The 12047-nt window shown below is 41.5% G+C and carries 15 protein-coding genes and 2 tRNA genes; 5 read left to right on the forward strand and 12 right to left on the reverse strand.

Translation table 11 applies throughout. The annotated features are described in order from the left end of the window. The first annotated feature begins 21 nt into the window (after positions 1 to 21). Positions 22 to 98 (forward strand) — tRNA-Gly (locus WCW66_04785). A gap of 95 nt (positions 99 to 193) precedes the next feature. Then, positions 194 to 282, forward strand: a tRNA-Leu gene (locus tag WCW66_04790). 57 nt (positions 283 to 339) lie between these two features. Here WCW66_04790 and WCW66_04795 read toward each other — a convergent pair. The 10 genes from WCW66_04795 to WCW66_04840 form a co-directional block, all read right to left on the reverse strand. Next, positions 340 to 1557: a replication-associated recombination protein A gene (locus WCW66_04795; protein MFA6392034.1), complete on the reverse strand. Its 1218-nt coding sequence runs from the start codon at positions 1555 to 1557 to the stop codon at positions 340 to 342. After that, the gene (locus WCW66_04800) at positions 1554 to 2132 is read right to left on the reverse strand and encodes a uracil-DNA glycosylase (GenBank protein ID MFA6392035.1); all 579 of its coding nucleotides are present in this window, start codon (positions 2130 to 2132) and stop codon (positions 1554 to 1556) included. Before WCW66_04800 ends, WCW66_04795 begins: the two co-directional genes overlap by 4 nt. 15 nt (positions 2133 to 2147) lie before the next feature. Further along, complete coding sequence (locus WCW66_04805; protein MFA6392036.1) at positions 2148 to 2501, reverse strand: response regulator; 354 nt, start codon at positions 2499 to 2501, stop codon at positions 2148 to 2150. A gap of 32 nt (positions 2502 to 2533) precedes the next feature. Then, a complete protein-coding gene (locus tag WCW66_04810) occupies positions 2534 to 3667 on the reverse strand; it encodes a HAMP domain-containing sensor histidine kinase (GenBank protein MFA6392037.1) in 1134 nt (377 codons plus the stop codon). 3 nt (positions 3668 to 3670) lie between these two features. Further along, positions 3671 to 4111 carry a DUF4395 family protein gene (locus WCW66_04815; protein MFA6392038.1) on the reverse strand — a complete coding sequence of 147 codons (441 nt, stop codon included), beginning with the start codon at positions 4109 to 4111 and terminating at the stop codon, positions 3671 to 3673. 6 nt (positions 4112 to 4117) lie between these two features. Then, complete coding sequence (locus WCW66_04820) at positions 4118 to 5461, reverse strand: aminotransferase class V-fold PLP-dependent enzyme (protein MFA6392039.1); 1344 nt, start codon at positions 5459 to 5461, stop codon at positions 4118 to 4120. Positions 5462 to 5664: 203 nt separating this feature from the next. Further along, positions 5665 to 6432 carry an inositol monophosphatase family protein gene (locus WCW66_04825; protein ID MFA6392040.1) on the reverse strand — a complete coding sequence of 256 codons (768 nt, stop codon included), beginning with the start codon at positions 6430 to 6432 and terminating at the stop codon, positions 5665 to 5667. Between the two features lie 38 nt (positions 6433 to 6470). After that, positions 6471 to 6983, reverse strand: a complete 513-nt coding sequence (locus WCW66_04830) for a hypothetical protein (protein MFA6392041.1) — start codon at positions 6981 to 6983, stop codon at positions 6471 to 6473. A 1-nt stretch (position 6984) separates the two neighbouring features. Continuing rightward, positions 6985 to 7707: a DUF5672 family protein gene (locus WCW66_04835; protein ID MFA6392042.1), complete on the reverse strand. Its 723-nt coding sequence runs from the start codon at positions 7705 to 7707 to the stop codon at positions 6985 to 6987. Positions 7708 to 7936: 229 nt separating this feature from the next. Beyond that, complete coding sequence (locus WCW66_04840) at positions 7937 to 8218, reverse strand: hypothetical protein (GenBank protein MFA6392043.1); 282 nt, start codon at positions 8216 to 8218, stop codon at positions 7937 to 7939. A 59-nt stretch (positions 8219 to 8277) separates the two neighbouring features. Here WCW66_04840 and WCW66_04845 point away from each other — a divergent pair, with 59 nt between their 5' ends. Continuing rightward, positions 8278 to 8547: a hypothetical protein gene (locus WCW66_04845; GenBank protein MFA6392044.1), complete on the forward strand. Its 270-nt coding sequence runs from the start codon at positions 8278 to 8280 to the stop codon at positions 8545 to 8547. A gap of 82 nt (positions 8548 to 8629) precedes the next feature. Here the strand turns inward: WCW66_04845 and WCW66_04850 are convergent, their stop codons facing one another. Both WCW66_04850 and WCW66_04855 read right to left on the reverse strand, forming a co-directional pair. After that, positions 8630 to 9937 (reverse strand): Mur ligase family protein, encoded by a 1308-nt coding sequence (locus WCW66_04850; GenBank protein MFA6392045.1) that lies wholly within the window; start codon positions 9935 to 9937, stop codon positions 8630 to 8632. After that, entirely contained in the window at positions 9937 to 10767 is an 831-nt protein-coding gene (locus WCW66_04855) for a deoxyribonuclease IV (protein MFA6392046.1), read from the reverse strand. Before WCW66_04855 ends, WCW66_04850 begins: the two co-directional genes overlap by 1 nt. Positions 10768 to 10893: 126 nt before the next feature. Here WCW66_04855 and WCW66_04860 point away from each other — a divergent pair, with 126 nt between their 5' ends. Then, a complete protein-coding gene (locus WCW66_04860; GenBank protein ID MFA6392047.1) occupies positions 10894 to 11301 on the forward strand; it encodes a hypothetical protein in 408 nt (135 codons plus the stop codon). A gap of 179 nt (positions 11302 to 11480) precedes the next feature. Next, a complete protein-coding gene (locus WCW66_04865; GenBank protein MFA6392048.1) occupies positions 11481 to 11774 on the forward strand; it encodes a hypothetical protein in 294 nt (97 codons plus the stop codon). Positions 11775 to 12047 lie beyond the last annotated feature (273 nt).

The raw sequence follows: 12047 nt of genomic DNA on the forward strand, positions 1-12047 counted from the left end.
CCAGGCCTCCAAAGGTTAAATGCGGGTGTAGTTCAGTTGGCTAGAACGTTTCCTTGCCAAGGAAAAGGTCGGCGGTTCGAATCCGCTCACCCGCTCCATCCTTCGCTTGCGAAGGATGCCATTCGAAGCCTTGGCGAAGAATGGAAATCAACGCCTCTAAATTATTTAAAGATACCAATAGACCAAAGCATAAGGGCGAGTGGCGGAACTGGTATACGCGATGGACTTAAAATCCATTGGTGTTTATCCACCTTGTGGGTTCGAGTCCCACCTCGCCTACCACAAAATAAAAATGACCCCAAACATCTGGGGGCATTTTTTCTATTTCAGAATTTCAATTTATTTTTCAAAATATTTCTTCGGGCCAAAATCATCCGGCCAGTGTTGCTGATTTTTTATTTCTTCTGCACTGCTGTTCGGCGCATATTTGTAATCCTTGCCGTAATTTAAATCTTTCATTAATTTTGTCGGTGCATTGCGCAGGACCAATGGCACACCCAGACTGCTGGTTTCTTGTGCGTCTCTCGCCGCTTTCTCGTAGGCAGTATAGAGAGTATTAGATTTTTTTGCCTGGGCCAGATAAACCACCACCTGCGCCAGAGCAAGCTTGCCTTCGGGCATACCAATAAAGTGCACGGCGTCTTTCGCGGCATTGGCATAAACCAAAGCTTTGTTATCCGCCAAGCCGATATCTTCCGAAGCAAAGCGTACCAGCCTCCTGGCAACATATAATGGATCCTCGCCGGCTTCCAGCATTCTGGCCAGCCAATAAAGGGCCGCGTCTGCATCCGAGTCTCTCAAACATTTATGCAAAGCGGAAATAATATTGTAATGCTCTTCACCATTTTTATCGTAGTATAAAATGGTATTCTGGATTGCTTCTTTTATATCTTTTTCATTCAATTCATAGTTCTTCTTTCCATTACTGGCGATCTCAATCGTAGTTAAAAGACTGCGCGCATCACCACCGGAAAATTTAATCAGAACATTCTTCCCTTTACGGTTTATTTTTAATTTTTGCTCGCCCAGTCCGCGCGTTTTATCTTTCAGCGCCAGGTTAATAATTTTTTCCTGATCACTTCCGGATAATGGCTTAAAAGTCAGCACTCTGGATCTGGATAACAGCGCTGAGTTAATAGTAAAAGACGGATTCTCTGTTGTAGCGCCGATCAGCGTCAAAATTCCCTTCTCTACATAAGGTAATAATACGTCCTGCTGAGCTTTATTAAATCTGTGTATTTCATCCAGAAATAGAATTGTTTTCTGTTTCAAGAATTCCGCATCTTGTTTTGCATTTTCAGCGATCTTTTTTATTTCAGCCACTCCAATCAAGACGGCACTACTGGCGACAAACCGGCACTTAAATTCATTACTGAGTATCCTGGCTAGAGTTGTTTTACCGATCCCCGGCGGCCCCCAGAAGATCAAAGATGCAAGCGTCTGATTGGCAATCATCTGTTCCAATATCTTATCTTTGGCCAGAATATGTTCCTGCCCAAAAAATTCCGATAATTTTTGTGGCCTCAATCTCTCCGCTAATGGACTTAATTCTTTCATAGTGTATCTATTTTTTCCAAAATCTTCGGAATCTTTTTAAAATCCTTAATCAAAGTTTCGCGCAGACCGCCGTTATACAAAGCGGCCGCCGGATGATAGAGCGGGAGGTAAGTCTGTTTTTCTCCTGTTGATTCATTAATCAGTCTTTTTGGCTGGCCATGTATGTCAGATATAAATCTCCCGGGAATAAAAAACTCCATCGCGTGCCGGCCGAGTGTGATGATTAATTTTGGTTTGATTATCTTTATTTGTGCGTATAAATAACTGCCCGAGCAAGTCTGCACTTCTTCTGGCAACGGATCACGATTTTCCGGCGGTCGGCACTTAACAACATTAGTGATAAATACATCCTCCCGTTTCATCCCGATCGTATTCAGCATTTCCTCCAGAAATTTCCCCGCCTGTCCGACAAAAGGAAGTCCTTGCTCATCTTCATTTTTACCGGGGCCTTCACCGACGAACATTAAATCAGCATTCGGATTGCCGGAACCGGGCACTGCATGCGTTCTTTTTTCGAACAATACACACTTCTGGCATATTTTGATTTGTTCAGCAATTTTTTCTAATTCGGTCATAGGATTGTTGTTGATCTATTTACCGGTTAATGTCGCCACCTTCTCCACAATTTGAGCTGGAACTACTTTTGACTTTATTATATAATCTACCGCGCCCAGTTTCAATGCCTCGTCAACAACTTCCTTTTTGTCCAGATTTGAAAACACAATCACCGGGATACTTTCAGTCTTTATATTCTGCTTTATTTCTCTAAGTACCTGCATACCGTCCTCATTGAAAAGAATTATATCCAAAAGAATTACATCCGGCTTTTGTTCCCGAGCCATTTTACAACCGGATTCACCGCCTTCGGCAGAGATGAAGTCATAACTTTCCAAGCGAAATTTTGCACCATACAACTGGGCCTGATTTACATCATCTTCTATCATCAAAATTTTATATTTCCTGGCAGTCACTTTGATTATTTAGATTTTGCCAAAAGATTAAATTCCACACAAAATTTGGTCCCCTTATTTTCTGTACTCTCCATCCAAATTTTTGCTCCCGGATGTTTATCAATTATCCCCTTCACAATAAACAGCCCCAATCCGGAACCATCAGTATAGGCGCTCCTGGCGTTACTCGCTCTGATAAATTTCTTAAAAACCTTATTCTGATCCTCCTCCGGAATGCCAATACCGGTATCCTGCACTGTCAAAATTGCTTTTGTTTTTTTCTTTACTAAAAATACTGAGATCGTACCCTTGTTTGTATATTTGATTGCATTGTCCAAAATATTATTGATCGCCTCCTCAATATACCTTAAACTGCCACGCATCATCATTGGTTTCGCCGGTTTGCGCCAGACAAGCTTCAACTTCTTATTCTTAATATCCAGACTGTGCTGCACGACTATCTTTTCAATCAGTTCAGTTAAATCAAATTTATCACTTAAACTCATTGCCTTTTCACCGGCCGTATCCATCTCTGAAGCCATTAAGATATCATTGATTATCTCCTCCAGTTTAATACTCTTCTGATACATCCCGTCAATGAACTTAGCTTTTTCTATTTGTTTCATTTTGTCCAGATCACCATCTCTCAGCATGGCCAATGTACCCTTAATAACTGACGTGGGTGTTCTCAATTGATGTGAAGCGATGTCCAAAAATTCAGAACGCATCTCAATAAGCTTCATCATGCGGTCGGCCTTTTTCTGGATTTCTCTGGTTTGTTCTTTAACCCTGTCTTCCAGTTCATTTGAAAGCTGCTTTAGACTTTCCTTCGTTTTCTTTTCAAAAAAATTAGATTTAATTATTTTCTCCGTGCTCTTATTGAAGAAATAGCCATAAACGATGACCAGGGAAAAAATTATAATGATAGCTGAAACAGAAATATTTTTATCAACCAGATAAAATAACAGGAAAGAAAAACAAATCAGAACCATACTGATCACCTGATACTGCAAAAACAAGCATTTGCGGAATCTTAATTCACAATACTGGCAACGTTTATAGGGAAGAGAATTAAGATTATTTACCAACCAACAGTTTCTATTAAGATAACAACTCTTTCCAATTTCTTTTTCCCCGTTTTGTTTTTTTATTTTGCTCATTAATTAAGAGCTGATTTTATTTTTGCTAAAAATCTTTTTTAAAACTATATACATCAGCGTCGCAACGCAAAACCCGACCAGACAGGCCAGAAAGATCATTAGATCAACAACCAGTATGTAAATCCAGGCAAAATTAGTCAGCTCGGTGAAATGTAAAAGCAAAAAACCGACCAACAGCAGCACCCCGGTAGCGGCGGCAACAAAATTCAACTCCCCCAATTCTTTCTGTATTGGTTCAACTTTTTTCTTAAAAATACCTTTAGAAACCATGGCGTGAATTTGATATGGGATGTTCAGTTTTAAGGAAAAAGCACCAAAAATCGCCAAAAGCGCCACAATTAAAACCAACCATTTATTATGAATGAAAAAAGCGAGCAGAACCAGAACACCATAAGTAGCCCGGGAAAATTTCAGAGATTTATCATAAATTGAACATTGTTGCATATTTTTTTATTTAACGGATAATTTATTGTCCTCGATAATTTTACCAACAGCCAAACACGCCTTTCGCACATCTTTAATATTATTATATATATAGAAGCTTAATCTGCAGCTGGCCGGGGGATTCAATTCATAAAAGTGATGAGCCAGAGTGGCACAATGGCATCCGGCTCTGGATTCAATATCCAGCTTGTTTAATTCTTCCGCTATCTTAAACGGGCTTATGTCCGGATGGTTAAAAGCCACCAGACAGGTCCTGGCTCCCGGGTCCTTCGGTCCGTATATTTTTAACGAAGGGATTTGTGACAATATTGTCAGTGCTTCACCAATTAATTCCTTCTCATGAACTTCAACAACATTCATCGTCTTTCTAATATCTGAGATATCCAATTTTTTTCCAGTCATAAAATACAAACTCTTCCCGTTATTCAAGGCAAAATCCATCAACAGCCTCAAAGTCTGAGCGGATAAAATCGTCCCTAAGATATTAGGGGTGCCCGCGGTGAACTTCCAGGGGAGCACATTGTATTCCACTTTCTCCGGCGCAACCTTCCCTTCCGCGATCATGTCACCGCCATAAAGAAATGGTTTCATTTGTTCTAATAGTTCTTCTCTGGCATACAGCGCGCCGACACCAAAGGGTGACATAATTTTATGAAAAGACCAAGCCAGAAAATCCACGCCCAATTCTTTCACATCCACAAAAACATTTGGGACCATCTGCGCACCGTCAATTAAAAGTAATGATTTTTTTTCTCCATTCGGCTGACTATATCCGCTGGTATCGGCAATCGCCCTGATTTCTTTGACCGGATTCTTAGTACCCAAAAAATTTGATGCCCCGGTACAGCAAATCAGTTTCGTTCTTTCATCCACAATTGATTTTAAATGCGCGAGGTCCAGCTGTCCAGTTTCTTTATCAAATTTTGCTATCCTGCATTCAACATTCACCCCGAACTTTGGTAATATTTCTTTCGTCAATCCATACCATGGAACGTAATTTGAATTATGTTCCATAAATGTCGTGACTACATTATCTCCGTCTCTAAACTCGGTCATTAGAGAATACATGACTGAATTAATCGCTTCCGTTGTATTTCTGTATAAAATTATATTCCTTTTGGATGGAGCGCCAATAAACTGAGCAATAGTATCATAAGATGATTCAAATAATTCCGTAGTTTCTATTGAGGACTGCGACTGACCCCGATGGACATTGTCATATTTTACAATGAGTCTTTTCAGCAAATCCAATAACTGGACCGGGGCCTGCGTACTCGCTGCATTATTAGAAAGCACCCTCCCGTACTTTATCGCCGGAAAGGATTTTCGTATTCTGTCAGTATTAATCATAAAATTATTATATTTTATATAATTGATCCTGCAAAAAAACATTAAACAACACTATCATTATAGCCACTTGGTCCGTTATAAGCAATATATTAGCCAAAACCAACAAGCCAGCCAATCGACTATACGATGTCTGGTTTTCGGCAAATTATAGGATTGCTACTTCTTTTATCAACAAAAATGGTGGCCGATCTCGAATTTATCAATCAGTACCTGCTAACTATCTTCAGTAAATTATTATGCACCTTACCGTTTGAGGCAAGCATATCTTTCGAGCTCAAGCTCCACTCATTACCCTTGAAGTCCGTCACCTTACCACCGGCCTCCCTGACTAATAAGACGCCCGCACCTACATCCCAAGGATGAGCGCCAGGGATCACGATTGTTTCCGTCCGACCGTCCGCGACAAAACCGAGTTCGATTGACGCAGCGCCCAGTTGTCGGATATCTCGGCCATCATGTTTTAGTCTGCTGTAAATTGCGATTGCCCTTTTCCTGTCCTCTGTCCTGTGGCCATGACAATAAGTAAGCATTGATTCTCCGACGGTACTTAACTTGGACACCTTTAATTTCTTGCCGTTCAAAAATGCACCTTTACCTTTTTCCGCAACATAAAGTTCTTTCATGAACGGTGCGTAGACAACCCCGAGCACTACCTCGTCATTTTTAAAAACCGCGATTGAAACAGCGTACAACGGATTGCCCATAGAATAGTTTGTAGTGCCATCCAGCGGATCAACAACCCAAAGGTACTCTGATTTTCTTTTTTTGCCACCACCTTCTTCGCTCAACACACTATGATCAGGATAATTCTTCTTTATATGTTTTAAAACAATTTTTTCCGCCCGATAATCTTCCGACGTCACTATTTCATGTTTATCTTTAAACTGCACATCTTTGGAAGAAATATTGTGAAATCTCTTTAATAAAGATGCACCGGCCTCTCTTGCCGCTCTTATGGCTACTTGCTTCATGATATGTTGTCTCAATGTTAATTGGTTAACTGTAAATATTAATTTCCGATTATGCCCTCAACAAATTGAATTTGTTCTTCTACAGGTTGGCCCATTTGAAGATAGTGATAGTCCAGCCCTATTTTTTCGAGTGCCACTTCATGAACTTCCGGGAAATTGCGTTCGAATTTTTTCATCAAAGCTTCCTTATCAATTACTCTATCCCTTTTTTCTTCTCTTAATAAACACTCCTCCTTTGATAATAGACAAAGAAAAATATTTAAATCTACAGTGTTATCGATTTTTTTCAGCTGCTCGGCATTAAAATCATGATGATTAGTACCTAATTCCAGAATAACGTCTTGGTTAAGCTTTCCTAAGTCAGCATACATTTCCTCATATGCCTTGATTGCCAAACTTTCATCCCTCAATTTACCACTCTCATCCTTATATTTCTTAATATATTCATAAACATCATGCAGTTTGAAATTCGGGTATTTTTTCATAAAAGCATTGGCAAATGTCGTTTTGCCCGCTCCCGGATAGCCAATCAACACTATAATTTTTTTCATACTATTTGGGGTTAAACTTCTTTTGTACTCTCAGAGCCCACTCATCCAAAGGATTTTCTATTCCATATTTTTGGTTCTCCCGCAACCACTTCGAAATGTTCGTCCATGTTAAACCATGGAAACCAAATTGGTTTGTCCAATCGATACCATCTTTCTCATTAGATTCAAAGGAAAACTGTTTAGCTAACTCAATTGGCGCAAACACTATGCCTTTCTTTTCTAGATAATCACGAATCTTAACAGAGATAAACCAGTCTTCTGGGTCTTTATCTGGTATTTGGATAGAATCATCTTTTTGTAATAATTTGAGTAGTTTTTTACTTCGCAAACTAAACCCGCCATTCCCGACTGTATATTTTTTATTTTCCCACCATGGAGAGCCAATATAATCATAGCTCAGAAATTTATCAGACCACGCAGAAGGGTTAAGAATAAATCCATCATACTGTATTACCAAAACAAAATCGGTATTTATATAGCTATTGATATCTTTGATCATAAAATGGTTATAAGCCTCAATACTATTTATTGGATCAATAGCAACAACATTTATATTATCACTGCGCAAAGAAGTGAGTAATTTTATCTTGCCGAAGTTAAAATCTTTCATGCAGATTTCCGCTGCTTGAATTAATCTATCTATGTTAATACAATCTAGACCAAAAAGTGTTACAGTTGGAAGAAGTGTTTTCATCAGATCGCTCGAAGCAACCGTCCTTTTCATGTTATTACGATATATTTATCGGTTATAAATAATAGTAGCCTCTCTATCCCTCATAATTTTAACACACTTTCAACAAAATATTAACCAGAAACTTGACAACTTTGTGACAATGATATATCTTTACTTAATTAAAGTGCTTTATTACGATAAAGTACCAATCGTTCCTTGATAAGTGAATCATGCGGAATATACCCAAAAAACAAACGACTTTCGGTACAAACCACGATCCTCAACCCAAAGACAGGGAGGTGTCATCATGACGATTGACTCGACCAGTATTATTACAGCCCTCAACAACCTGAGCGGAGTCACTCACATTTCGGAAAACGGAGGTCTGACGGTCCGAATTCCCGACAACAGCGGGAAAACTGTTCACGTTGCCGTGGACCGCCTTACCGGCATCTGCACCTCGGACGGTCAGGTGGTCGGAACCCTCCCCACCAGCGAGATCAGCCAGGCGCTTCCTAACTCCATCTTCCCCCACAACCAGAAACGGTGAGTCGTTCCCCACCAACACTCTCCTCGTCCGATGACGCGTTCATTCGGAACGCACAGCACAGGAGGGTTACCATGACCAGGCAGCTCATCATCGCCGAGATCTATAGGTACATCCGGTCCATTCAGGACCAGGAGCTCGGCGCATGCATCGACGTTACCATCCCTTGGGGTAGGCAAGGTGAGATTTCCGTCCGCGTCGAGCGGATGACCGGTAAGTGCACTAATCTGCACACCGACATGGAGATGCTGACCATCGACCCTAAAGCCCTCGACGCGGCATTTGCCGTCCGAGCAACGAAGCACGGCATCAATGGAACCGAATCCATGGGAGCACACGCATGATTTGCATATCGTTCGTCCCCACCGGACGAAACACAAAAAAGGCGACCAACAACTTAAGATCGCAACATCTTCAGAGGTCGCCTCATTTTTTTTCCTTCAAGATTTCACCGATAGTATAAAGTGAGCCGGTAACAATTACTGTTCCATTATTCCCCGCCAATCTCTTCGCCATCACGATACCATCATCCAATGAAGCGGTAATTATCCCTTTTGGATAATATTTTTTTAATTTTGATGCACGATAAAAATCCCTAAGATCATCAATCTTCGTTACATCCGGAAAAATCAGTTTATCAGAAAATTTTGCCAGCGTACGCAATATAGCCGGTACCTGTTTTTTCGTGTTCTTTATACTGACTAGAAAAACAGTATTATGCGGTTTAACACCCACGTCATGCAGTGCCTTGACTAATGCCCTGATGCTGAATAGATTATGCGCACCGTCCAGGATCACCATGGGATTTTTCTGCCAGATCTGGAATCTTGCCTCGTGCGCGGTGTTTCCGGCAGCTTTAATAATAGCCTGTGGCGGTATCACAAAACCCTGATTACTAAGTTGCCTGGCGGAAGCAAAAGCACAGGCAAAGTTTTCCGCCTGATGCCTGCCGATCAAGGACAGTCTCAGATTTCGATATATATCACCCTGATAACTGATATTAATATAAGTACCGGTCAAATCGACTTTTTTGATTGAATATTTTAGATCCTTGTTAATATTAATCAATGAGGCTTTTTTAGCTTTCACTTTATTTTTTATTACTTTCAGCGCGTTACCCTTAGCTGCTGTTGAAACTGCGTCATTGTTTTGGATTATGCCGGCCTTTTCTCCCGCTATTTTGGTAATTGTATTACCCAGGGATTTTGTGTGATCAAAGCTAATATTGGTAATGATTTTATTTTTCAAACCAACCGCCGTTGTTGCATCTAGCCGACCGCCCATGCCCACTTCGATAACAACTACATCTGTTTTTTCTTCGGCGAAATACTGGACCGCCAGAGCGGTAGTAAACTCAAAAAATGTAACGTGATCTCCGCGTTTGCCGATTTCTTTCAGTAAGGGGATCATCCGGTCGCCGATTTTTTTCACTCTCCGAAGAGTAATCGGCCTACCGTTGATCATAATCCTTTCACTGGGCGATACTAAATACGGAGAATAAAATGATCCGGTCTTATACCCAGCTTCCCTCAGAATCTTTTCTAGAAATGCCACGGCAGAACCCTTTCCTTTTGTGCCAGCTACCTGCACACCGATCAGTTTTTTTTCGGGACTGCCCATTTTCTGAAGCAGTGATTTGACCCGGTGCAGTTGCAAAAAATCCTTACTGACAAAGCGCGGGTCGTAAGGTTTCAGATATTTTTGGTACTGATTGAATATTTCTTTTGCTCTCACTATTTTTTACGCAACTGTTTTAATAATTTAATATCATTTTCTCTGCCTTCGGCAGGAGTTTCCAGAATAAAATCTACATTTCTTAATTTCGGATGGTTGATTAACGCCTCAAATCCATCTTTGCCAATCTCTCCTTGGCCGATATGTTCATGCCGGTCAACCTTGGCGTTTAGTTCTACTTTAGAATCATTGGCGTGGATTAATTGCAACAAATCAATCCCGACAACCTCATCAAACTTCTTGAGTGTTTCATCAACATCTTTTTTAGTCCGCAAATCATAACCGGAAGCAAACGCGTGTGCCGTATCAAAACAAACTGCCACTTTTTTATGATTTACTTTTTTTATAATCCTGCCAATCTCCTCGAAACTGTCACCGATAACACTCCCGGAGCCAGCAGCAATCTCCAATAAAAAAGTCGCTTTACCAGTATATCCTTTCAGTAATTCTTTTATTCCGTCTATTACCATTTGCAGTGCTTTTGCTCGCGTAAAATCCTTTGATGAGCCTAAGTGGGTCATTACTGCTACAACACCTAATTGCGAGGCGCGATCCAATTCCTCACGAATAATACTGATAGAACCGTTCCGAACCCGATCCTGTTTTGAAGCTAAATTAATATAGTAAGGTGTGTGAATATACGCCTTACCTAGTCCGCTAGCTTTAATATTTTTCTGAAATTTTTTTACAACTTCATCGTTGATTTCAGGTGCTTTGCCTCCGCGCGGTGAACGCGAAAACATCTGGAAACATTCACAGTTTTCAGTAAAGGCATTCAGCGGAGCATTTTCCATTCCGCCGGCTATGGATACATGGGCGCCAATATTCATAGCCTAATTATAGCAGATGCCGACAAAATTGACATTGAACTATTTCATTGTTATTATGGCGACTCAGGTTAGTGCAAATTAGCATGAACCTAAACCCGCACATTTTAATGGTGGAAGGAGCCAGTCGTGGCTGACGATGGAAAGAAGCGACACGCTTTTGAATACCTTGTGCACTGCCTCATGGGAGACGTAGCACATGCTAGGGTATTGCGTACCCTAATCCAAACAGGGTTCGTTACCCACGAGGAATTGGGCATCAAGCCCGAAGACGTGGACACATTCCAAGCACTGTCCCGTATCGCGGACCCCAAAGAACGTGCCATTACGGCATTCCGCGGTTGCCGTGAAGGCAACGTTCTTGCCAACTTCGGCGTGATCCAATTTCTTTTCCGTTCCCGCCAGATCAGGCCCACCGATCTGCGCGAGGGTGACGACAGCATCCTAAAGGTAGGCTCCGACCTGAGTCATTTTCACAAAGCGCACACCGCACATCTCGCCAGGATTCTCCCATCGGAAAAATCCGCGCAAGACTAACCCCTTGCGTTTTTTTATTCTGCATATACAAAATAAATCCGCCTCTGGCGGGTACTATGTTTATATCCATTGACACTATGATTCAATCATGATAAATTCCACAACCTCCTCCTAGACAGTCTTCAGTTGTGCTCACGGTGAGGACAACTGAATCACCTGTTTGTTCAGGGAGGAAACTAATGACGTTTATTGGCAACACTCAACTCCCGAAATTCGGAGACATAATCCAGATCACCATTCCCGGCAACCCCGGTTTCGTGCTGAAGGTCACCGTGATCTCCGAATGGGCCATCGACCAGGAGGAAGAAGAACACATCAGCTTCGTGTTTTTCCTGCCCCGTGACTCGTTCCCTCTGGTGTTCGCCCGTCGGGTCGTAACCCTGGACAAGACCAATGAGAAGTGGACCGTCCGCATCAAGAACGGCGAGTCCACCATTATCCAGGAAGTCACCGTGAACATCCTCCGCGACTGACTTCATCCCGCTCTTTCCCGCCACTCCACCATTTGGAATGGCTTTTTTTATTCTCACCAAAACGTAACCAATTATAGAAAGTTGACTTTCCATTCATAAAATATATAATTTCTTTAGTCATACGTGGAGCAGGGGGTCTTCGTTTTGGACAGCATCCTCCACGGAGGGTGTCTGGGGTTAAAATCCCAGCCGGAGATCCCCTCTCCACCAAATATCAACGCTCTTTCCTAATCCATTCCTCCCTTTGGGATGGTTTTTTTTATTTTGACAGAT

It is taken from the genome of Patescibacteria group bacterium (genome assembly GCA_041664365.1).
Lineage (GTDB): Bacteria > Patescibacteriota > Patescibacteriia > UM-FILTER-42-10 > UM-FILTER-42-10 > JAHJEX01.